This window comes from Veillonella parvula, assembly GCF_040094895.1.
In the GTDB taxonomy this organism is placed as follows: Bacteria; Bacillota; Negativicutes; order Veillonellales; family Veillonellaceae; genus Veillonella; species Veillonella parvula_L.
In genome coordinates this window covers 20,831-46,349 of the sequence record NZ_JBBNGV010000006.1, presented here as the reverse complement: position 1 = coordinate 46,349, position 25,519 = coordinate 20,831, and the positions used below count along the sequence as shown (strand labels likewise).

Genomic DNA, 25,519 nt, shown 5'->3' with positions numbered 1-25,519 from the left:
ACCGCCTAATAGGCCCCTTTCGATTTAACGACAGCCAACACAGTTTTCAACAGATATACAATATCGATCCACACGGACCAGTTGTGAACATACCAAGAGTCCATTAACACCCGTTCTTCATAGGTGGTATCACTACGACCACTTACCTGCCAAACACCAGTAATTCCTGGTGGTACAAGGTAAAAGTCATTAATATAATCGCCGTATTTTACAATTTCATCTCGAACAATAGGTCTTGGCCCTACGAGGCTCATGTCCCCAACAAGAACATTCCATAACTGTGGTAATTCATCAAGACTTGTTTTTCGAAGGAATTTTCCGATTCTTGTAACCCGAGGATCGTCTTTCAATTTAAAGTCTCGTTCCCATTCTTCACGAGCAGCTGGATTATCTTTCAAATATTGCTCCAAAGCCTCTTGCGCATTTGGTACCATAGATCGGAATTTGTAACAAAGGAATAATTTTCCACCCTGTCCAACACGTTTATGCCCAAATACGATAGGTCCTGGAGAATCCAAGTAAATCAATATAGCAATGATACCGAGAATTGGTAAAATCAAAATACCACCACATACGGTAGCTACAATGTCAAAAATACGTTTGAAAACACGGTTAGACTTGCGTGCTAGATTATTTTGTACACGCAATATGACGGCTTGTTCTTCCATCATGCCACGAGCACTGATATTACTAGTAGGTAAACCAAATAATTCAGGAACAAAGGCCACACGTTTTACTAATACTTGTAATCGATTAATCAAAGATACTAATTTTTTAGACTCAAGACCTGGCGCACAGATGAGCACTGTTTGAACGCCTGTTTCTTTAATAACGCTTTCTACATCTTTAAAGACTCCAAGGCATGGGTATTCTTTAGCAATGGATAATGATTTAGGATTATCATCTACATAACCAATAATCTTATAGGTAGTAATCGGCATGCGATCTAAAGACCTCTTTACAAGTTCTGCAGTCTTCCCCGCCCCAACGAGAAGGATTGGAATTGTTAAATATCCTGCTTTTGAAAGTATTTTTCCTACAATAAAACGCTCACTAAAGATAAAGACGAGCATACATATATAAGCAAAGGCAACAAATAAACGAGACACATCATTAATTACATGGCCCGTGTACATGAGGACAATAGATACGACAACCCCTATGGTAATACTGCGAAATAAATTTTTCATAGTATCCCAATAGGGAGATACTATGGAATAGGCATTATTAAGAAGCAATATTGATAAAAATACGATAGGCACAACACCATATACGTAAATTTCTTCTACCTTAAAATTTGAACTTACCGGTAAAATTGATAAGTTTAAACGCAAATAATAGGCTGCTAATGTCCCCAAAACAATAGCAATATAATCTGCTATAAGCACTATAAGCTTACTAATAAATAACTTTTTATTATTGTTATTACAGATAGAACTATTCATACTAATACCCCAAATTATAAAAAAAGATTGTTTTCTCAATATATTTTCAAGAAAACAACCTCTCTATCATACGAATACAATGTACCAATATTTACATATATTGTATCATATTTAAATATGTAAAACTATAAAAACATAGATTTCACCTATCTTTTATATAGTTCTTTGTTTTTTATGCCTATTTAAATTATACTTTATTGTCTATTAAATAGTAGTCAATTACGTTCTAAAAGACTATATCATTCTCAATTATCTCGCAATTGAAGCATTATCCCCATAACAATCCAAAACATTCGAATACCAGATGAGTTACCCCAAGTATAATCAACAGATCCAAATAAAAATAAATAACTAATAAAACCAACAATAATTGATAAATCATAAGGATTTGCAGACATAATATAATTTTTTACTGATTTATAGATTGTAAAAATTGAGAATCCTAAGAAACCAATAAGTCCTAATATGCCAGATTCAGAAGCTATTTGTAACATATTATTATGAGAATGTCCTAAATTTTGCATTTCCTGCTTTAATTGATATTGTTCTGCATACTTTTTTCCCCATAAGCCAGGACCAACACCTATAATGGGATGATCCAAAATCATTTGCTTATCGGCTTTCCATACATAGATACGGCCTAAATTTGAACCATCACTAGTTATATTAAAAGTACTTTCTAAACGCTCCATATAAGATTGATTACTAGTAAATGCATATCCTATGCCTACAACAGTCACAAATAATACTAATATATAGCGAATATTAACAAAGCAATAGCGCAATGTAATCAGTACGCCGTTAATTCCATTAAATAACCAGGAACCTCGGCTTTGGTTTCCCCACATTCCCAATAACATACCAAACAAAGAAAATACAGCTGATATTCTTACATACGAAGGAAATCTTTTATCATAGGCAACAATTAAAGCTAATGGAAAAGCTAATGTTAACAACATAGCTAGTCCCATCATAGAGCCATGAATAACGCCACCTGCGCGACCTCCTGGACCTACATTATATCCTAGTAAATATTGTACAAAGGCAGATAAAGCATCAATGCCCATATATACAAAAAATACTGATAATATGGTGTATAATTTGCGAGAACTTTTAATACATAACAGGATTGGTACGATGATTAATACCTTCCAAACCCAAATATTAAAGAAATATTTGGTCGTCACTAGTATATCATCGCTTATAAATGCTGATGGCAATACACACAGCAACATCACTAAATAAGCCCATCCATATTGGCGTATCGATTGTGGTACAGAGATTTCATGTCGTCTATACCAACAAGTTATTAAGGTCATCAAAATAATGAGACCATACATCAAATTCCCAAAAGCCATAGATGACCGTGTCATACATATCATAATCGAAATGAGTATCGTTAGTACCATTTCCGCATTGTTAAGTATCCAAGATTTCATACTAACTCCCTTATCCCTTATTCATATTATTTAATAATCAAGCATTGTTACTGTTTACATATACTTATTTTATTAAATGTTTCATATGGTCTTGAATTTCTTGCTCATATTGATCGAGTAAATCATAGCGTTTACGATATTGACTACGTTTTTGTGACTTAATTTCCTCGATTGGTTTTCGGTATTCCTCCAATGGAATTTTGAAAAACCGTTCATCGCTGCATACTACACCACCAGATTCCTCCCATAATGAATCTAGCTCTGCAACTTTAGCACGATGACCGCGAACTAAGTGTGTATTAGCATAGAAACCTTCATCAGATACAGCATAGATAGATTCTACCTTACAAATGACTGCTATATGACGCAAGAGGAACATAATAAAGTTTTTTGGTCGATAACCAAACATTTTCTTAGTAACTGTTTTAGCATTATCAAGACCATCTTTATAACCTTGAACAGTGCCTATCCACATGGCAGGCTCCCCATTAAAGCCTTTCCCAAAACGGAAGTTAGCATGATATACACCTTGTTTGCCCAATGTTAGTAACAATGTCAAAAAACCTTCTTTTCGTTGCCCAGGTCCATAATATAAACGGGCCACCATATCAAGCTCTTCCGATTCCCATATGATAAAACCACGCTTCATACGACTTACGTCATCATAAATATTATCTGGATCTACAGAGTACATTTCACGAATTGCTTCATCTGTAAATACAGCTTTCAAATAATCAAAATGATTAATAATAGCCTCTAATCGTTCCTGTGGTGTCGAATTTTTAAACAAAAAATATCTTGTCATTAACTCATATAAACCAACTTGACGGTCTAATAGTACTGAATCAGGTGTGTAGCTTGCAAAATAATTCTCTAAGTCCTCTATTTCTCGTTTATTGCGGATAGAGCGCATTGTATGAAGGAAAGTACGTCGTGTCTCCCTCCAACTACGTTTGCCATATATTTTTCGGCCTTTCCTCCATTGATTTTGTATATACTGTAACACCTTATCACCTCAAATTACAAACTATCTTATCTATGGAATCCACCATCTTGTCGATGGTAAAAGTAGACTTCACACGTGTATATCCATGTTCAATTATAGATTTTCGAACTCCATCATTCTCCATTAAGCCTTGAATAGCCTCTATAATAGATTCACTATTAACCGTATCTATGAGAATACCAGATTTTCCATTCTCAATAATCTCTGCTTGCGCCCCTGATGTACTTGTTATAACGGGCACCTTGCAATACATAGCTTCACATAATACGAGACCAAAAGCTTCCTGCACCTTAGAGGGTGCTACTAAACAATGAATAGATCGATACCATCGATTCATATCCTTTTGAAAGCCCATGTACTGCACATATTCTTCCATCTGATGCTGCTTGATATACTGATTCATTTGTTCGATATCAGCAGACTTACCGTCTCCACATATAACTAAACGAACCTCATCAATTTTATTATGAATCACTCTAACCGCATCTAAAAGATCAAAGATTCCTTTATTTTCAATGATTCGACCTGCATAACCAACGATAAATGGCTTATTTGGAATATTATCATCAGAAACATCAGAAAAACGACGTGTATTAACGCCATTGTAAACAAGATGGTATTTATCAATTATGTTTGGAATGACTTGTGCATCGTAAACCTTTTTAGACACACATATAAAAGCATCTACCTGTGATTGAATCCACTGATGGTACATATCTGTTTTAGCTTTTATTACATTATGCTTATAAAAAATGAGTTTAGCACCCGTTAAACGCTTTAAAGCCAAGCATAATAAAATATATTTTCCTGAGTGACATTGAATAACTGTGATTCCCTTCTCTTTTATATGTTTTACAATAGATAAAAGAGAAGTAAATCCTTTATAGGAATAAAGATTAGCTGTTAAAACCTCTGCTACTTGCTCAAATCTTTCTTGCAATTCATGATTTGAAACATCAATCAAAACAAAAGAAGGTATCTGCCGTCTATGTAGTTCATCGCACATATCATATACGTATTGCTCTCCGCCGCCCCAAACTTTGGCGCCTACTACGTTCAGTATCGACATAGATACCCTCCTTCAAATATATACTGTAGTTAACTATATATAGTTAATCATATATGAAATTATTTTTCATCTATTTTTTAGAAAACAATATCTTTTCATGATTAATGAACCACATAGTCAATAATGTCCAATCACGAGCATCATTCCCATGATTATTAATAGGACGAATTGGCTCAACCGGTTTATAGGATGGTATATTGCTTTCACCATAATCCATACGAACATCGCCCATCATATGAGGCGTAATCCATTGATACGGTGTAACTAATGTATCTGGCTGTTCATCAAACAAGGACGGTACGATGGAGTAATATTCAAAACCCTTTGGTGCAATAGCTTCAATAATGGTAGGCATGAGACTCATATGCGTGCCAATTGGCGCTGTAATCGTGTCTTTAGTGAAAGCAGGATGTTGCAACAATCCTACGGTACAGAATGTGTCGCGCAAGGTATAGTCTCGTTGAATTAAGGATGTATTATTCAAAAAGCCAAATAGATTAGAGTGGTCACCAGTGACAACGAATAAACTATCTGGAAAGGCCTTTTTCATAGCATTAATAAAGTTAAAAATAGCCTTATCACTATAGCGATAAGTAGCCAATTCCTTATTGCGTTTCTTATTGGATTTTAAATCATCTCCAAGGTTTGGCATGACCTGTTTAGGATCATAATCTAATAAGGAATCCTCCATTTTATAAGGACCATGATTGGATGTAGTATAAATAAAATGGAATGTAGGATGTTCTAAGGATTTGATTTCCTCTTCGATATGTTCTAAAAATACATGGTCATAAACGCCTACCCAAGTCTTAGGTGCATCGGGGCCGCAAAAAACAGAAGCGCTTTCCACTTGATCAAAGCCTTGCGCCTTACCAAAGTGATTAAAGTTGCCGTACGATGCATTGCCACCATACCAGTAAATCGTATCATAGCCTAAATTCTTCATTTGAGATGCCAAAGAAGTCGGCAATGGTTCATGCCAGAAGGCTTCCCGTTCATTGATTTCCATACCCGCATCATAAACACCGGATAACAGACTCACAATGGATGGGCGAGACACATTACCAGCAGGCAAGAAATTAGGTACTTGCGCCGTATGAGGATTATCTTTAAAATCCCATAAGCCAGGGCATATATTGAGATCCTTGTAAGGTTCATCAAGAGACCACTGAGGGATACTTTCACCAACAATAAAGAAAATATGCTGTGGTTTATCAATACGAGGACCTGATGCAACGCGCTTGAATGCATGAAGTGGTGTATTCAAATCCTGCCAAGAATCTTTATATTCCTTAGGAACAATACGGTGAATCGCGTCATCAATGTCCTCAGCAGATGCCGTATATTCATCACGAAGTGGATGTTTTAGCACTGTTTCTATGGCACATAGATCTGGCACCGTTGCACGAGCAAAGAATATATCCTCTTTTATCACTGTAGGAATCGTATCCCACTCAGGTTTATCATCATGAGATAATGTTCCACCATAGCGGAACCAATAAAATCCCAAAACAGAGATAGCCACAAGCCCTATATTCCAAACTATAGTAGGCCAAGTTCCTTCAATAGTTGGATATGGTATAGATGGCAATGATAAAAAGAAATTTCCTATGTACCAGGATATAAATGTAATAGGAATTAATCCTAAGATGACAAGCATTCCTCGATCTTGATTAAAGAATACATCAATTAAATTATGTTTTTCTGCATGATTTCCATAATGAACCATATAGTTGTACGTATCATGGAAATGCTTGTAGAAAATCATTTTTCCTGCAAAGGCTGCATATAATACGCAGGAATAAATGGTTAATCCTACCAATCGTACAGCATCTTCTATTTGATGATACCTATCAAATAATAATGCAGGGAGCGTCACCAATACTAAGGGTAGTAAGAATACATAAGCATCAAAATCCATGCCCCACCAGAAGCCGTAACGCAATGAACCCAATACAGATTTCCAGCGTCCCTTCCATGTGGGGTAAGGATTATACACAATCATGAATATGATTCGAAAGATGGTACTCAATATAGGGGCCCAAAGCATTAGTTTTATATTTTGTTGTAGGGATAGAAAAAATTGTTCACTCATTTATGCTTCCATATCTACATCAAGAACAATACTTCCCCATAGCAATTTACTATACTAAATCACTTATTATAATTGCCCATTAGATTTATTTAAATAATATAATTTCACATATTTCGTCATGGTGTACATCATATGGTAAATAGATAATAGAAAGCCTATTTTTCCATCTAATATGCCACCTTGCAAAATATATATCTTAAAAAATGCCCATGTTGGACGCAATAAAATATCCCCTAAAAAACTACAAGACTTCCCTTGTGCCTTGTATTTGTTAGCTGCTGCTGTCGTATACTTATTAAACTTCTCAAAGAATTGATGCCAGTTATCATACGTATAGTGATATAATTTTCCCTCTAATGTAGCTTGTGGATAGGGACTGATAAAAACTTCATGAACAGCACCTTCTACAGTTGCTCCCTCTCGAGGCATCAATCGTAACACCTTATCAGGTCTTACCACACCATGAGTTGCCTGATTATGATGGAATAGATTATATCTATGTAACCAATAAGCCTTCGGTTCACCTTGGATAGCTCGTTGAATAGACTTTGCTAACTCTTGTGATACGCGCTCATCAGAGTCGACAAATAGAATCCATTCACTCTGGGCTTGTGAAATACCAAAGCGTCGTTGTTGTGACCAATCTCCATTTAAAGGATGCGGTATAACCTTTGCACCCAGTTCAGTAGCAAGTGATACGGTTTGATCTGTACTACCATCATCGATAACTAAAATTTCATCAGCAAATTGAATACTCTTAATACAATCTACAATATGTTGTTCTTCATTGCGGGCTAAGATAATAGCCGTAATTGTTGACATAAGTTGCCTCAATATTCATATAATTTCAATCCGGATATAAAATTAATTACTTATTCAATTATAAAGATTTCTTGATTCGTTCTAATCCAAACATCATATGACCATACAGTTTTGAGATAAATGGAGCATGGAGTGCACCGTATAATAACACTTGATATTTGGAACCAATGGAAGGCATATCAGAAGACCGTTCCTCTTGTTTTAAATACTCTAGCATATGCTCTATCTGTTTTTCTTGTAATTCTGGTTTTGCTAAGTTAAAACCAATTCCCCCAACAGCACTGCGAATAGCTCTATGACGACAGTATCGCACAAAGTCTGTCATACCTAGTTCCTCAGCTAATGGTTGACGATATAAATATGAACAAAATAACCCATATTTGCTCTTTGCACTCCAATTACTTGTAATCGAATTTTCATTATCACAATTATAAAAGTAAAGGGATTTTTGTAAATAATATACAGATGAAAGATTTTTAAAGACCAACGGCATAATCATAAGGTCCTCAAAATCTGTATTTTCTTTTAATCGAATTTCTTTCCACGCATTTGCTTTAAAAAATTTATTACATAAATAATTTGGAATTTTATCCTCAATCAATGCTGTGTATGCACTTTTAATATCTATGAAATAACGTTCATCCATATGTCGTGGACTTATCTTGCCATTTTCTACAACAGCGATATCAAAAACAACTACATCTACTTGTTTCTCATTAATTGTTGATAAGCAATCTTCTATCATAGTCGGTGCTACGTAATCATCACCATCTACAAAGGCAATGTATTCCCCTTTTACGATAGCAAGTCCATCATTTCGCGTCTTACTAACACCCATATTACGCTCATGATGAATAACAGTAATTCTATCATCTTTTGCTGCATAGTCATCACAAATTTGTCCACTATTATCTGGTGAACTATCTTCAATCAATATGATTTGTAAATTACTATATGTTTGATTTTGTAAACTTTCGATACACTTACCAATATATTCTTCTGCTTTGTACACAGGAATAACTATAGATACTAAAGGTCTATATTGATTTTCCATAATTAACTCCCTCTTATTTATAAGCTTTTTCCGCTTTATATCCCTTTTTATATTTTGATTTTACTTGTAAATAATCTAATTTATCTTGTAATTGATTACACTTCAAAGCAAACCAATCTTTAAAGGTACCTTTACGAATAGTGCCTTCACAAAATACAGAACCATCAATAGACTCTAGCCGCAATTGTAATGGCTTAGTTGTTAACTCCCGTTCAATCAAAATCTGTAATACAGATTCATCGATATATTTATCATTGATAAGCCATCTATATGTATTTTTTTGTTCTGATTCTCTATATGTAAGCATATCTTTTCTAATGCCTTCAATATAAGACGTAATCATAGGGATTTTTTCACCTGGATACACCACCCAATTATACATAAAATGATTATCTGCTAATATATGACAATAATCATACTTATCATTAATAGCACTATACAATTCTATTTCAGATAACCCCAAACATTGTTTATCAATATATATATCAATCCACTCTAAGAATAATGGTTTATCAAAAATATAAGATATACCCTGCCCTATATGAATAATTTCATCTAGTTGCACATGTTTACCAGCACTAGTTTCAATACGAATAGAGCATAATTCATGAGACTTATGTACACTACCAAATAACTGAATTACCTGTATCTGAGTAATTTTTGTAAAAGAAATATGAACCTTACGTTCTGTATCATCTACTGATGGCATCCACATATAGTTATTTGCATCATATACATTAGATTTGACATCTACAGTGTTAAAACGTAAAAAGTCATTGAGATAGTTAGCATTCCCAGATGAAACTGTTATATCTGCATGTAAAGCTATATTATCGGTTCTTCTTTTCCAAAATACTTGATCGCCATTAATAAGTCGAGAACCACGTTTATACCCTTGTTGACTCACATGAGACGCCATAGCCTTAAAAATAGGATTTTGTATTAATTTCTTTTCTCGACATGCTTGAGGAACCGAAATTCTTAGACGATGTATCCAAGATAAAGTTGGATTCCCTGTACTAAATTCATCAGTTGGTAATGCTTTTTTATTTATTACAGTAGATAATAGGTGATTATTATAATAATCATCTATCGTTTCATAGCCTGTAGCATAAGCAAAGCCTTTTAAAAGTTGAGGTCTAAACTCAGTATATTTTATAATCCATTCCATTGCACTTTCAACTGTAAATGTACATAATCTATGGTCTACATGAGTATCATAATCCGTTGCTATAATTGTATCTGGTTTAAAATGTAAAATTGCATCAATCACAGATTCTACAATACCATTCCAAGAATATGGTTTGGGCTTAGACATTACTAAACTAGCAAAATCAGCTCCATATGTTTGATTATGATTAGCATGACTCGTAATAATTGCCGATTTATTATAAATGATTTCATGACCAATAAAATCGCCAAATCCTAAGAAAATAATATTCTCTTGAGGTAATCCAATTTCTTTAGCCATTTGATATGTCTCATTACATCGCACATCAAAAGTATATTCATAATCACCATTTGTAAGAAAAACTACATATACCTCTAGCCCTTCTTGTATCGCCCCATATATAGTGGCACCAGCCATATTAATCTCATCATCTTCGTGAGGAACAATAAACATAACTGAATGACCATGAAAGAATTTTTCATAAGAAAAACTAGATGTATTCATAAATAGAAAAACTCCCAATTACTAATTCTATATATTATTTACAATTACTGTATAACATCCCCATGTTTAATACGCCATGCCGCTAGTTCTCGCATGTTTTTAATCATATCCCCATAGGATTGAGGCATGCTCGCACTTTGTTCTAGGACTTTTCCGTTTTTATCTAGGTATAATCTATGGTTAAAGACAAATTCCTCTTGTGTAAACAAACTAGGCACCATGGCTTCATAGGTTTGACCTGGACGGCCTACCAATTCCGCCAAGGTTGGAATGATTTGAATACTCATGCCGAACGCATTAGGAGCAAGCCAATCTTTATGAATACCTCGACCATAGAAGATAATCGGAATCGTAGATGCCACATTAGGCCCTACTTCACGAGCAAAGTTAAAGCGTTCACTATGATCACCAGTGATGACGAAGAGCGCAGACGGATCTGCTTTTTCTTCATTAGCAATAAAGTTCCCCATCACGTGGTCTGCGTACCAAATATGACCCATTTCATTCAATTGCTTTTCATCATCGGAAATAGAATCAGGTACATGACCTTTCACCTTGCTCGCATCAAAGCCTTCCTTGGCCACATTGATGCTATACGGCGGATGATTAGAGGTTGTCATAATCACATTGAGGATTTTTTCCCCTCTATGCTGATCCATGTAGGCAGAAATAGCTTTAAACAAGTCTTTATCGCCTACGCCCCAAGCATTGCCGTCTTCGCTTGGCATTTCAGAGGCATCGTGGAATTCATCGAAACCTTGAGATAAAACAAAGTTTTTAACATTTTGCCATGTGCTAAAGCCACCATACCAGAATACAGTCTTGTAGCCTAGCTTTTTCATAACAGAACCAATGCCTAAACCATAGGGCTCTTTGAAACTTTCACCTTCATAGTTAGGATATAGCCCTGTATCGGGCATCCCTGTCAACAAACCATTGATGGCTGGCATCGTGCCCGTGCCTTGCGCAAGGGCTAGTTGCGTGCTCATCGCTTGAGGACTAGCAGCGTATTTACGACCTTGCTCAACGAGGTACGCACCAGGCTCGTTATATTCAGCGAGGAACGGCCACAAGCCATAGGATTCTCCAAGAACGAGGTTTATGGAGTGCGGTTGATCCGCTAATCGTTGTGTCGTAATGATTCTCGTGAAAGAACCGTCAAAATTTGTACCGTTAAACTTACCACCAACGGCAGTGATTTTTTCATTTAGCTCTTGAGGCGTTAAGTTAATAACCTCAAGCTCAGCCGTCCGTTTAGCAATGCTTTTAACACGATAGAGAGCCTGCACATCGTCGAGGATATTTTCATTCAACAGATTGGAGCTGAGGCGAGCCGCACTTTCCCAGTTGATGGAGTTCGTATAGCTGAAAGCACCGCCAAATCTAAAGAATAGACCTAGTACGCCAATAGCGACTGTCAATGCAATGCCCGTCATCCATTGTGTTTTCTTCGTCTTAGGATACCAAGTAGTACAAAGTCGTTGATTATCTGCAGAATCAATATTTTTTAAATCATCAGCATCATCACCATTCCTTAGATCATCAGCGTAGTCACTATATTTCTTCGTATTCCACGCTAAAAAACGAACTAGGAACCAGCAGAGAGCTGCGCTCAATACAACGGCCCCAATGATGTACATGAGGGCATTATATTCATTGATTGCTGTATTTACAATGGCGCCGATATCATCGTTTTTGCCATTGATGAGCATCGCATTATAAGAGGAGTTGAAGATTTTATAGAACGGAATGCGTCCCAGAAATAGGAATGTCAACAGTACAGTCGCAATGGAATAGAGGACCTGTTTAATGCGCAATGACGGCCATTTGGGTACAAAGGTATGCACCAACGTACCCCCTAAAAAGCCCAGTAAACACAAAGAACCGACGGTCTTGAGACTCAATCTAAATCCTAACCATAAGGACGTAAGGATATTCTCCATCGTCACGGAAGCCAGTTGTGATTGAAATACTGCAAGAAACACGATTCTAAATGCAGTCAACAAAACAGAGAAAAAGATAAATACCTTAATCTCTGTTCGTATGCCTTCAAATAATCGCTGCCATCGGTTCATCATTAACCCCTAACTGTTGAATCGTATAACCAAATTGTTAAATCACTAATCCAACTATATTGTTACAAACGTAACAAAACTACATAACTATACTGCCTAAATGAGTAATAAAATTTATAAACTACATATATATGCTATATATATCCTACGTAATATATTACGTAATATTCTAATAATTACATAACTATCAATTATCTTGGATATTTCTTACATTTAGGACCTTTACATCGTTTGCATTTACCGCATCCACGGTCGATAGTCTCAGCACCTGCTGATTTTTTCGCAATAGCACTCTCCTTGGTCATCTTTTCAGAGACCTTACTATTCCATACGGAAACTATCGATTCTGCTTTTTTGCGGATTCATCTTTTTTGAATTTTTGATCCTTTTTCTTGTCTTTCTTCTTATCTTTTTTCTTAAAAGTATCCGCTAAGAAGACTGTTTTTAACTTATCGTTTAAGATTTTAAGCTTCTTTTCAGCCTTATCTTTCTTTTTCTTTAACTTTTCTTCGGCTTTATAAAGCTTATCTTCTTTATGCTTCTTGTGTTTTTTATCTTTCTTATCTTTCTTATCTTCTTTAAACTTCTTATCTTTCTTAGATTTTTTCTCTTCCTTGGACTTTTTGTCTTCTTTAGATTTCTTATCCTCTTTAACTTTTTTGTCTTCCTTGGATTTTTTATCGTCCTTAGATTTCTTGTCCTCAGAACCGTTGATACACGCCCATTCATCGTCAACGCGTTTTAATTTCTTTTTAAGAAGCTTTTCCATCTTCTTATTTGTTTTATCAGATTCTAAACCGGCTTTACCAAATAACAAAGCATTCACCGCCGTGTATGGATCGATAGACGATATATCCTCATCATCCACTTTAGCTTCCTCTGATTTCTTATCTTTCGAAAATTCATCAAGACCATCTACATTTAACTCTTCATTTTCATCTAAATGATGAATTGCTAAGCTTTCAACGCCTTCTAATGGTTTTACATCAAGCTGCTCAATCGCAGTATCTTCAAAATCTGCCATTTCCTTACCAGAGCTTTCACCAAAACCAGTAAAGAGACCACCTATAGATTTTAATTCATTCAATTTAATATGATTCATACCCACCGTAGAATCATGATGCACAGGAACGTCAGATAATTGTATCTGTTCCATAGCATATGCATCATCACTGTGACTAACACCCTTACCAACTCCAGATGTATTAGAAATGACGATATCTTCCTTATCGTCACCTAGCACATCGCCAAATAAATCTTCTTCTAAAGATTCGTAAGAATGCAATAAGACCATACGTTTTTGAACATCTTCAATTTGATTCCACAAATCAACGAGAGAAGATGTATAATACACCCGTTCCTTTACCTCTAAATAAGCTTGGTAAACGATAGCCAATTCGGACTCATTAAGGCCTTCCTCTGTACCAATTTCTTCAATCATTTGTTGAATCTGTTGATCTCGGTCATATCGTTTAATTAACGCTTTACGAATGCGTTCAATCAACATTGTATCGATGAGTTCCATATGCACCTCCTGTATTCAATACACTCAGTCCTACCCGCTACATTAGCGTATACGAATCAATGTATAGAATCATAAAAATGAATTAATTTTATAATCTCTAATATATTATTATAGCAGAATTTATCTGCTTTTTCCTTAATAATATGTGTAAAAGTTCCTTAAAAATAGAATAAAACCTCAATTTAAATACGTCCCTAATAGTATGCATTTCATACTACTAAAACACTATTCAAATCGAGGTTATTTAATTAACTGTTACATCAAAACATATCTAATTGTTACATAAAGGTCTTTAAAGGCCTTAAATTATTTCATTATAAAAGTCTTAAATTACTGCACTAAACTGCACTAAAACAAGTTAACTGAATAGACGAGAATTCGTTCCTTTGCATCGCTGGCCTCAAAGAGGTCACTACAATCAATAGGTTCCTCTTGTTCCAAGCGAACATGGTTATTTAAAAAGTTCTCCACCTCGTCATTAACATAGTAGAAAAATAACTTAATCTCCCGAGGATTATGATATAGCGAATCAAAAATATTTCCTAATACCCGCTTAATCGTATGGAGTGCAAAGGGATTAAAGAAAAAACATCGATCAACCTGATTTGGCAATTCATACAGCGCCGCATCACCTAGTACAAAGCTTACACGATTACGAGCAGCAGGGCTTTCACCATTAATTAAAGCCTTTTCATAGAGCCGTTCATCGTATTCGATGCCTATAGAATAGCAGCCCGTTTGGTAAGCCATGAAAATACTCACTCGGCCCTTGCCACTGCCATAATCGATGAGCGTATTTTTCTTGCGAATATGACCACTATTTGCTAAACGCTCCAGCACGCAATAATCCGTCGGCTCGTACGGATGATGCTCCGTATCGGAACGACTATCATCCCGACCAGAGGTTTTAATTTGTAATACACTTTCCCACTCTTGCTCTGTTGCCATCTATATAATCCTATTATGAGGCCCAAATTATATGACCTAATACTGATACTAATCTTAATTTCTATACATACTATACCCTTATTAGGGTACTATTTACTAGTCCAGTAACACCTATAGTATATAACAAAAGCATCCATATCGGGTGCTTTTATTATATGAATCACTTATTAATGTCGATATGGTATACTAGGAGTAATATTTCTATTATTCTCATGTGTAGAATTATATGTCATTAAAAAGGAGTATCTACTTACATGGACAGTGATCTGACCTTAGATTTTATCATTATCATCGTATTAATCATCGCAAATGGTTTATTCTCCATGACGGAGTTAGCCATTGTAAATGCAAAAAAACGTAAACTTGAAGAGTTAGCAGAATCAGGCAATGAACGCGCGAAAACAGCCTTTGAATTATCGGAGAACCCAAATGAAATGTTCTCTACCATTCAAATCGGCATCACCCTCGTAGGTATTTTAACTGGTTTGTATTCTGGTGCCACCTTCTCTGGACCTTTAGAAGATATATTAGTAGCAAATATTCCAAGCATCGAACCATACGCAGCTTCTATAAGCTCTTTCATTATCGTTGCCATCATTACCTATTTATCCCTCGTTATCGGCGAACTCGTGCCTAAACGCTTGGCCTTAAATAGCCCTGAAAGCATTGCCGTTGTAGTAGCAAAACCAATTTACTGGCTATCTGTGGCGTTAAAACCAATCGTTAGCTTCCTCGGCGTTTCCACAGAATTCCTCTTAAAAATGCTAGGCGTTACTGTAAAAGAAGAAGCGCCTGTTACAGAATCTGAAATTAATAAAATGCTTACCGAAGGCGTTGCCATGGGTGCTTACGAAGAGGAAGAACCTATCCTCGTAGAAAATATCTTCCATCTTGCAGATATGAACGCAGGTGACATCATGACTCCTCGTACACAGCTCAAATGGATTGATCTTAATGGCACGGAAGACGAGATCATGGAGGTCCTCAAGAATGCCAACCATTACCGCATTCCTGTAGGTACCGATTCCTTAGATGAATTAAAGGGTCTCGTTACCGTATCCGATGTATTAGTTCAAATTATGCAACGTCCTAGTGAAAGTTCCATTCACGATATCATCAAAGCTTGTTTGAAAGAACCTGTTCTCGTTCCTGAATCCATTTCACTCATGAAATTATTGAACGTTCTACGTACAGAAGGCGTTCATGAAGCAATTATCCTCGACGAATATGGTGGTTTTACTGGACTTGTCACCTTGCATGACATCATGGAGGAAATCGTAGGCCTTATGCCTTCCGGTGAGGAAGAAATCAAGGAAGAAGAAAACAAGATCATCGAACGCGATGGAGCATGGCTCGTAGATGGCCTTCTCAATGTAGATGAATTTAAAGAATTCTTTCACATCGATCAAGAATTGCCAGGCGAAGAAGACGACTTGTACAAAACTATGGGCGGCCTCTTAAACGTCCTCTTCGGTCGTATTCCAAAAGAATTAGACAAGGCAAAATGGAACGGCTATACCTTTGAAGTCATCGATATGGATCATACTCGTATCGATAAAATCCTTGTAACCTATGAAGAACCTATTGTAGAACAAGAAGAAGAAAAATAAAGCTCAAATAATATAGACAAAATCTAAAGAAGTGAGTTCTCTTACTATGAACTGTACCCCAAAAATTGGACATATTTTTGGATACAGCTCAATCGATAGAGGACTCACTTTTTTACTACATTTTTGTATTCATAATATAAATAATACATATACTAGCAAATACTAGCAAAATATAGATTACTTTTAAAAATTATCATTAAAATATATCATCAATTATATAAATTAAGTATATAATTCTTTTATTTTCTGCATAAAGGCTAGAACTTTCAATATAAATATAGTATTATTAAATTGTATAAAATATATAATTATTTTTTTCTATAAAATATATAATTAGAAATTAGAGTTTTCTAATATACATATAGAGTCCTATGATTACTACCTATGTGTAGTTCTGTGTCATAGGGCTTATATGCGGTAGTAAAAGGAGAGATTCTATGAATCAACGAATCATAGCAACCATAGGAGCCCTATTAATAGGGACCGCCATCATAAGTGGTTGTGGATCAGAAAAGCCCCCTGAAGATACAAGTCTCAAGGTGCGTACCATCACTATAGGTGAAGAGTCTGGAACTACTGATGCTGGCTATGCAGGCACCATTCATAATAAAACAGAAACAAACTTAGCCTTTCAAATTGGAGGGCGTGTCATCAACAAATTTGTAAATGTTGGTGATGTAGTGCAAGCAGGCCAAGTCATTGCTCAAATCAATAGTTCAGATACATCAGCTCAGTTGCAAAATGCTGAAGGTGCTGTAAAAGCTGCTCAATCGGCCTACGAATTGGCAGAAACCAATGCTAAACGATACCGCGAACTCTATGCACAACAAGCAATTAGTAAATTGCAATTAGACCAGGCTGAAAACCAATTGAATGCCACATCTGCTCAATTACAACAAGCACAGGCAAGCCTTAATTTGAGCAGCAATCAAAATAGCTATACTAATTTAACGGCCCCTGATACAGGTATTATTACAGCTTTCAATATTGAAGCAGGACAAGTCGTAGCAGCCGGTCAAAGCGTTGGTACCTTAGCGGCCGGTCACGACCCAGAAGCAGTCATTGCCCTTCCTGAACAAGAATTGAGTAAAATTCATGTAGGAAGCCCTGCTACTATTACCTTCTGGGCTCTACCTAATGTAACCGTGCAAGGTGTAGTACGTGAAATTTCACCAGTTCCTGACCCTGTAGCCAGAACGTATACCGTAAAAATTACCTTACAAAATGCGCCTAAAGAGGTACAACTAGGCATGACGGTCAATGCTAATCTATCTACCACAGATAGTACCAATATTTCTATCCCATTGACAGCTCTTGTGAAAGACTCTAACGGTAATAATGCGGTCTATATCATCCGCGATAAGAAGGCTCATCTCGTGCCTATCAAGACTGGTGAATTCGGTAAGAACTCCGTCATCGTCACATCTGGTTTAGCTAAGGGCGACATTGTCATCACCGCAGGCACCCAACAATTACAAGAAGGGACGGCGGTTAGTCAATGAAACAATTTAACTTAGCCGAATGGGCTCTTAAACACAAGTCCATTATCTACTACTTCATGGCTGTGCTCCTCACCTTCGGTATTTTCTCATTTACCCATATGGGACGCATGGAAGATCCTGATTTTACGATGCGCACCATGGTGGTCGGTGTTGCTTGGCCGGGGTCTTCTCCACAAGAAATGTCGAATCAGGTAACGGATAAACTCGAAGAAAAACTACGCGACCTTCCTGGTGTAGATTATACAAAATCTTTCACAGATGGCAGCAAATCCGTTATTTATATCAATCTAAGAGAGGATTTGCCATCCGATAAGATTCGTCCCGCTTGGGAAGAAGCGCGGAATATGATCAACGACGAATGGAAATCATTGCCTGCAGGCGTTCAAGGACCGACCATCAACGACAGGTTCGACGATGTATATGGCATTATCTATGCCATTAGTGGTGATGAATTTTCTTATGAAGAAAAGCGTCAACAAGCAGAAGACTTAAAGCGTCAGCTTTTATCTGTTCCTAATGTTAAAAAAATCAGCCTCATTGGGGTTCAACAGCAAACCCTCAATGTAACCATAAACAAGGATAAACTCGCATCCTATAAAGTCAGTACACAACAGCTGTTAACAGCGCTTAAACAGCAAAGTATGATGGTTCCAGCTGGTGTGATTACAACGGATACAAACAATGTATATCTTCGCGTCAACGGTCTATTCGATAGCCCTCAAGCGGTGCGAGATATGCCAATCCGCATCAATAACCAAACGTTGCGCCTCGGTGACATGGCTGATGTAACCATGACCTACCAAGACCCTAGCGATCCACAGTTCTATTACAAAGGTAAGCCAGCCATTGGCATCGCTATCTCCATGGATGCAGGGGGCAATAATATCGAATTCGGCGAAGCTATCGATAAAAAGCTAGCAGAATTGAAGAAAACCATCCCTGCAGGACTTGAACTCGATCAAGTATCTAACCAGCCACATATTGTTAAGGAATCTATTGGGGACTTCTCTCAATCCTTATTTGAAGCCATCGCCATCGTATTGCTCGTAAGCTTTGCATCCCTTGGCTTGCGAACCGGTGTTGTAGTAGCCCTCACTATTCCAGTCGTTGTGTCTACCACATTCATTTTGATGTATGAAAGTGGCATTTATCTGCACAAGGTTAGTCTAGGTGCATTAATACTGGCTCTAGGCCTCCTCGTAGACGATGCCATCATCGTTGTAGAAATGATGAGCGTTAAGCTCGAAGAAGGTTGGGGACACTTTAGATCTGCAACCTTTGCTTATCAATCTACAGCATTCCCTATGCTATCGGGTACGCTCATTACCTGCGCTGGCTTCTTACCATTAGCATTAGCACAAGGCATGGTTGCAGAGTTTACAAAATCTCTATCCATCGTTGTATTTATGGCGCTCATCCTATCTTGGTTCGCCTCTGTTCTCGTCAGCCCTGTTCTAGGTTATAAAATCATCGAAAATAAGGCTCCAAAACCTGAATCAGAATGGACCAAACGAAACCGTATCATGCACAAGCTCAGTGTTACATTCTATGATAAGTTTGAAAAACTGTTACATTGGGCCTTAGGCCATCATAAGGTCGTATTACTCATCACCTTAGGTGCCTTTGTGTTATCCCTACTTTCACTACCATTGATTAAACAGGAATTTTTCCCATCATCAACGCGTAATGAAATCATCGTATCTATGCAATTCCCTCAAAGTTCATCCATCGAGTACACCGCAAATCAAGCGAAGATCATCGACAAACATTTACAAGGTAACGAACATATTTCAACCTTTACATCTTACATCGGACAAGGTTCTCCACGTTTCGTCCTCACCTTGGAACCGGAATTGCAACGGAACAACTTCTTGCAATATGTGATTGTCACAAAATCCTTAGAGGATCGCGATAAACTTTATGCTGAATTGACTCCTTATTTAAACGAGCAATTCCCATCGGCCCTTGTAAATACGCAATTCTTACAAATCGGTCCACCATCCAAATTTCCAGTCATGCTTCGCGTTGCTGGCCCTGATCAAAAGGTGGTAAAAGAAATTGCAAATCAAGTAAAAGCTAAAATGCAAAACGATAAAGACTTACAAAATATCGCCTTTGACTGGCCAGATACAGAGCCTGTAGCCAATATTCACATCGATCCAAACAAGGCACGTTTACTCGGCATCGATAGCTATGCTGTATCCTTGCACTTGCAAAGTCTATTGTCTGGTACTAAATCTGGTGAATACTATGAAGGGAACCAAACCATTCCTGTTACCTTCCGTTTAGGTGACAACGAGCAACATAACTTAAGTGCTCTTTCATCCTTGCCAATTCAAACAGGAAATGGCTCCTATGTACCACTTAGCCAAATTGCAACCATTACCATGACACAAGAGGATGGTATTATTTGGCATCGCAATATGATGCCAACCATTAGTGTGCATGCCAATGTAAAAGCAGGTGTTTTGGGTAATGCGAAAACGAAAGAGGTTTACAAATCCTTACAAGACATTCGCGATTCCTTGCCTACAGGCTATTCTATTGACCTAGACGGCGCCGCTGAAAAGAGCGAAACAGCCGTTCAAAAGCTATTAACACCAATGCCAATTATGCTCTTTGTAATCATGACAATCCTCATGTTCCAATTAAAGCGTATCGCCCTCATGGTAATGGCTCTACTCACTGCTCCATTGGGGTTAATCGGTGTTGTATTAGCACTCAATATTACGAGAACGCCGTTAGGCTTTATGGCTATTCTAGGGATTATCGCCCTCTCGGGTATGATCATCCGTAACTCCATTATCTTATTAGACCAAATCGAAATCCACAAGGCAGAAGGACAAGAACCTCGTGAAGCGATTATCAACTCCGCTACACTTCGTTTCCGCCCTATCATGCTCACCGCTATCGCAGCGATTTTAGGCATGATTCCGCTCATGGGATCTGTATTCTGGAGCCCATTGGCCATCGCCTTCAGCGGCGGCTTACTAGTGGCAACGGTTCTAACACTCATCGTATTACCAGTCATGTATGCAAGCTGGTATAAGGTAAAATAGGATACCATAAGGCAAGATAAGGTAAAACACAATACAAAAACCCCCTATAAAAAGTATTATAAACTTTTATAGGGGGTTTTTAATAAATATCATATAAAAAACAGCAGGGCTTTCCCCTGCTGCTTTTTTAGTCACAATAATACATTACGACTTACTTATTTCCCTTAGGATTATATTAATAATTATATCTGACTTAGTCTATTATTTATTAAACTACAACGGCTGTACCATTGCATGTAATCATAAGCATACCATTTTGTGCACCTACTGTGCTGTATTGGAAGGATACACCGATAATAGCATTAGCACCCATTTTAGAAGCTCGTTGAGACATTTCGTCGAGAGCTGCTTTGCGCGCATTCATCAAAGAATCTTCATAGCTGCCACTACGACCACCAACGATATCGCGAATACCAGACATGAAATCTTTTACAAAGTTACGGCCTTCTACGACTTCACCAAATACAATACCTTTGTACTCTTGTACAGGTTTATTTTCAATATACATAGTTGTAGTAATAATCATAATTGTATCCTTTCTAATTGATTACAATATATTTTAATTTATTATAACAAGACTTTTAGATAAAAACAAATATAGCTTTCACATAAAACAATTACATAGTATATCTCCAAAAATTACATACTATATATCAAAAATTTACATATTATACATCAAAAAAAGACCTGTTCACTACTTTCATAATGAACAGGTCTAATTTTATATTTTTATCTATCAAAATCGCGGTCTAAGTTAACTTCTTTCAACGGCACAACTTTAGTTTTGTTGATGTATTTGTAACCAAGGTACACTGCGAAGAAGATTGGTAAGCCAATGTAGGCAACGGATACGCCGTACCAGTCGATGGTATCACCTGTGAAAGCGGAGTAGTTTTGACCACAGATGATGATGACGCAAAGAATGAACGCCAAGATTGGGCCAACTGGGAATAACCACGCTTTGTATGGCAATTCGCTAAGATCTCTGCCTTGTGCGATGAACGCACGGCGGAAACGATAGTGAGATACGGCGATACCAACCCAAGCGATGAAACCGCATAGACCAGAAATATTAACAATCCATGTATAGGCTGTACCTTCACCGATAAAGCTTGTTAGGAATGCAAATAAACCGATTGCTGTCGTTAAGATTAACGCAGGTACTGGAACGCCACGTTTATTTAACTTAGCAAAAATTTGAGGTGCTTGACCTTCCTTAGCGAGTGCGTACAGCATACGCGTAGAAGAGTACAGACCAGAGTTACCAGCACTCAATACAGCCGTTAAGATGATAGCATTGATAAAGCTAGCAGCAAAGGCAAAACCAAAGCGGTCAAATACGAGTGTAAATGGAGAAATAGATACGTTCTCTACACTAGAGTTCAACAGATTTGGATCTGTGTACGGAATCAAGAAACCGATAACCGTGAAAGCACCGATATAGAATAATAGAATACGCCAGAAGATTGTATTAATCGCTTTTGGCACATTCTTTTCAGGGTCTTCCGCTTCACCAGCGGCTACACCGATCAATTCAGTACCTTGGAAGGAGAATCCTGCCACCATAAAGATAGCAAGAATAGATTCCCAGCCACCTACAAATGGAGCCTCTCCTACAGTCCAGTTTGCAAATCCTGGAGATGTACCACCGATACCAAAGATGAGCATAAAGCCACAGAATAGAAATACGAATACTGTAATAACTTTGATGCTAGAGAACACATATTCACTTTCACCAAAGGAACGAGTAGATAAATAGTTCAAGCCAAATAAAATGAGCAAGAACAGAGCAGACCATACGATAGCAGGTACATCAGGGAACCAATATTTCATGATGAGCGCCCCTGCTAATACTTCAGCAGCCAAGGTAATAGCCCAGTTAAACCAGTAGTTCCAACCCAAGGCAAAACCAAAGGCAGGGTCTACATAGCGTTTTGCATAAGTCCCGAAGGAACCTGGAATTGGCAAGTACGTAGCCATTTCCCCAAGAGATGTCATGAGGAAATAAACCATGATACCAATAAGACCGTAAGCTACAAGAGCACCACCAGGGCCAGCTGTACTTACCACTTCACCACCAGCAACGAATAAACCTGTACCGATAGCACCACCTAAAGCAATCATATTCATATGACGAGCTTTTAGGGACCGTTTTAGGTGTTGATCTTTGTTAGACGTAAACTCTACGTTACTATTATGATTTTCAGACATGGGTCACCTCTTACAAATCTAGATTACGCACGTATTTCGCGTTATCTTCAATAAATTTACGACGAGGCTCTACCTTATCACCCATAAGGACTGTAAAGATTTTATCAGCTTCTATGGCTCCATCTAAACTAACTTGTAAAATCGTACGATTTTCAGGGTTCATTGTAGTTTCCCATAATTGTTCAGGGTTCATTTCACCTAAACCTTTGTAACGTTGGATTGTAGTACCATCGCGACCTACTTCATCAAGTTTAGCAGTCAACTCTGCATCAGAGTATACATACCAGTGGGATTTACCCTTCTTAATTTGATACAAAGGTGGTTGAGCAATATAAACATGTCCATCTTCTATCAATTGTCTCATATAGCGGTAGAAGAATGTTAATAACAATGTACGGATATGAGCACCATCAACGTCCGCATCTGTCATGATGATAATCTTGTTATAACGGGATTTTGTAATATCGAATTCATCGCCAATACCTGTACCAAAAGCGGTAATCATGGAGCGAATTTCGTTATTAGCCAAAATCTTATCTAAGCGTGCTTTTTCTACGTTGAGGATTTTACCACGTAATGGCAAAATTGCTTGATAACGACGATCGCGACCTTGTTTTGCAGAACCACCCGCAGAATCACCTTCCACAAGATAAATTTCAGTCATAGATGTATCTTTTTCGGAGCAGTCCGCCAATTTACCAGGAAGGCTAGATACTTCCAACGCATTTTTACGGCGTGTTAAGTCGCGGGCTTTACGAGCAGCCTCACGAGCACGGCTTGCCATCGTTGCTTTTTCAATGATCTTCTTCGCATCTTGAGGATGTTCTTCGAAGAATGTTTTAAGACCTTCTGTAACGATAACGTCTGTAATACCTTTTACTTCACTATTGCCAAGTTTAGTTTTTGTTTGGCCCTCAAATTGAGGTTCCAACACTTTTACAGATACGACAGCTGTCAAACCTTCACGTACGTCTTCACCGGAAAGATTAGACTCACTTTCCTTGATCAAACCAGATTTACGGCCATAATCATTGAGGGTACGAGTCAAGGCAGCACGGAAACCAGATAGATGTGTACCACCGTCAATAGTATTGATGTTATTTACGAAGGACAACAAGTTTTCGCTATAGCTATCGTTATATTGCAATGCCACATCTACCACAACATCGTCTTTTGTATTTTCAATGTTGATAACAGTTGGGTTAATTGCTTCTTTATTTTCGTTCAAGAAGGTAATGAAAGAAACCAAACCACCTTCATAGTGGAAGCTTTCAACACGAGGTTCCTCTAAGCGCAAATCGCTCAATGTAATGCGAAGGCCTTTGTTAAGGAATGCCAATTCTTGTAAACGCATTTTCAATGTATCAAAGCTAAATACGGTAGTTTCAAAGATTTCTGCATCTGGCTTGAAAATAACTGTAGTACCAGTGCCTTCGGCCTTGCCAATTTCGTGCAACTCGGAAGTTTTATGACCACGAGCAAAGGAAATCTCTTGGACAATACCATTTTGAGATACTTGAACCTTAGTCCATTCACTCAATGCATTAACTACGGAAATACCTACACCGTGAAGACCACCAGATACCTTGTAGCCACCACCACCGAATTTACCACCGGCATGCAATTTCGTTAATACTAGCTCTACCGCAGACATACCAGATTCATGCATCCCTGTTGGAATACCACGACCATCATCGACAACAGTAACACTATTATCTGGATTGATGGATACTTCGATATGTGTAGCATAACCAGCAAGCGCTTCGTCCACAGAGTTATCTACAACTTCGTATACGAGGTGATGCAAACCACGAGCAGACGTACTACCAATATACATCCCTGGGCGTTTACGCACCGCGTCTAGACCCTCAAGAACCTGAATATTCTGAGCGCCATAATTTTGTTCAGGCATGAAACAAACTCCTCCTAACAATCTATCATACTGCACTTGATTGAAATAAAGTAACAAAACATGTACAGGATT

At 37.5% G+C, this 25,519-nt stretch carries 17 protein-coding genes; 3 read left to right on the top strand and 14 right to left on the bottom strand.

The annotated features are described in order from the left end of the window. Positions 1-5: 5 nt before the first annotated feature. The 11 genes from wbaP to AAAT26_RS09200 all read right to left on the bottom strand — a co-directional run bounded on the left by wbaP (position 6) and on the right by AAAT26_RS09200 (position 15,153). The gene (wbaP, locus tag AAAT26_RS09250) at positions 6-1,445 is read right to left on the bottom strand and encodes an undecaprenyl-phosphate galactose phosphotransferase WbaP (protein ID WP_349209121.1); all 1,440 of its coding nucleotides are present in this window, start codon (positions 1,443-1,445) and stop codon (positions 6-8) included. Positions 1,446-1,690: 245 nt separating this feature from the next. Continuing rightward, entirely contained in the window at positions 1,691-2,884 is a 1,194-nt protein-coding gene (locus tag AAAT26_RS09245) for an O-antigen ligase family protein (protein WP_058948361.1), read from the bottom strand. 64 nt (positions 2,885-2,948) lie between these two features. Then, the gene (locus tag AAAT26_RS09240) at positions 2,949-3,890 is read right to left on the bottom strand and encodes a VirK/YbjX family protein (RefSeq protein ID WP_058948360.1); all 942 of its coding nucleotides are present in this window, start codon (positions 3,888-3,890) and stop codon (positions 2,949-2,951) included. Positions 3,891-3,894: 4 nt separating this feature from the next. Beyond that, positions 3,895-4,959 carry a glycosyltransferase family 4 protein gene (locus AAAT26_RS09235; protein WP_004692926.1) on the bottom strand — a complete coding sequence of 355 codons (1,065 nt, stop codon included), beginning with the start codon at positions 4,957-4,959 and terminating at the stop codon, positions 3,895-3,897. 70 nt (positions 4,960-5,029) lie between these two features. Continuing rightward, a complete protein-coding gene (locus tag AAAT26_RS09230; RefSeq protein ID WP_058948358.1) occupies positions 5,030-7,054 on the bottom strand; it encodes an LTA synthase family protein in 2,025 nt (674 codons plus the stop codon). Positions 7,055-7,120: 66 nt separating this feature from the next. Further along, on the bottom strand, positions 7,121-7,876 hold the full coding sequence (locus AAAT26_RS09225) for a glycosyltransferase family 2 protein (RefSeq protein WP_058948357.1): 756 nt from the start codon (positions 7,874-7,876) through the stop codon (positions 7,121-7,123). Between the two features lie 58 nt (positions 7,877-7,934). Further along, positions 7,935-8,930: a glycosyltransferase family 2 protein gene (locus AAAT26_RS09220; protein WP_058948356.1), complete on the bottom strand. Its 996-nt coding sequence runs from the start codon at positions 8,928-8,930 to the stop codon at positions 7,935-7,937. Positions 8,931-8,943: 13 nt separating this feature from the next. Beyond that, positions 8,944-10,605 (bottom strand): PIG-L family deacetylase, encoded by a 1,662-nt coding sequence (locus tag AAAT26_RS09215; RefSeq protein WP_227037178.1) that lies wholly within the window; start codon positions 10,603-10,605, stop codon positions 8,944-8,946. A 44-nt stretch (positions 10,606-10,649) separates the two neighbouring features. Then, positions 10,650-12,683: an LTA synthase family protein gene (locus AAAT26_RS09210; protein ID WP_349209120.1), complete on the bottom strand. Its 2,034-nt coding sequence runs from the start codon at positions 12,681-12,683 to the stop codon at positions 10,650-10,652. Between the two features lie 334 nt (positions 12,684-13,017). Then, positions 13,018-14,205 carry a transcriptional regulator gene (locus AAAT26_RS09205; RefSeq protein WP_287517422.1) on the bottom strand — a complete coding sequence of 396 codons (1,188 nt, stop codon included), beginning with the start codon at positions 14,203-14,205 and terminating at the stop codon, positions 13,018-13,020. Between the two features lie 348 nt (positions 14,206-14,553). Next, a complete protein-coding gene (locus AAAT26_RS09200) occupies positions 14,554-15,153 on the bottom strand; it encodes a class I SAM-dependent methyltransferase (RefSeq protein WP_302132371.1) in 600 nt (199 codons plus the stop codon). Positions 15,154-15,407: 254 nt separating this feature from the next. Here AAAT26_RS09200 and AAAT26_RS09195 point away from each other — a divergent pair, with 254 nt between their 5' ends. From AAAT26_RS09195 to AAAT26_RS09185, 3 genes are all read left to right on the top strand, one after another. Beyond that, entirely contained in the window at positions 15,408-16,763 is a 1,356-nt protein-coding gene (locus tag AAAT26_RS09195) for a hemolysin family protein (protein WP_077707876.1), read from the top strand. 437 nt (positions 16,764-17,200) lie between these two features. Then, on the top strand, positions 17,201-18,265 hold the full coding sequence (locus tag AAAT26_RS09190) for an efflux RND transporter periplasmic adaptor subunit (protein ID WP_287517426.1): 1,065 nt from the start codon (positions 17,201-17,203) through the stop codon (positions 18,263-18,265). Continuing rightward, positions 18,262-21,324: an efflux RND transporter permease subunit gene (locus AAAT26_RS09185; protein ID WP_349209119.1), complete on the top strand. Its 3,063-nt coding sequence runs from the start codon at positions 18,262-18,264 to the stop codon at positions 21,322-21,324. The genes AAAT26_RS09190 and AAAT26_RS09185 overlap by 4 nt, the downstream gene beginning before the upstream one ends. Before the next feature lie 208 nt (positions 21,325-21,532). Here AAAT26_RS09185 and AAAT26_RS09180 read toward each other — a convergent pair whose 3' ends face one another. The 3 genes from AAAT26_RS09180 to gyrB form a co-directional block, all read right to left on the bottom strand. After that, positions 21,533-21,850, bottom strand: a complete 318-nt coding sequence (locus AAAT26_RS09180) for a YbjQ family protein (RefSeq protein ID WP_349209118.1) — start codon at positions 21,848-21,850, stop codon at positions 21,533-21,535. A 203-nt stretch (positions 21,851-22,053) separates the two neighbouring features. Continuing rightward, complete coding sequence (locus tag AAAT26_RS09175) at positions 22,054-23,535, bottom strand: amino acid permease (RefSeq protein WP_004698078.1); 1,482 nt, start codon at positions 23,533-23,535, stop codon at positions 22,054-22,056. A 10-nt stretch (positions 23,536-23,545) separates the two neighbouring features. Continuing rightward, positions 23,546-25,447, bottom strand: coding sequence for a DNA topoisomerase (ATP-hydrolyzing) subunit B (gyrB, locus tag AAAT26_RS09170; protein WP_119563106.1), 1,902 nt, complete (start codon positions 25,445-25,447; stop codon positions 23,546-23,548). Positions 25,448-25,519 lie beyond the last annotated feature (72 nt).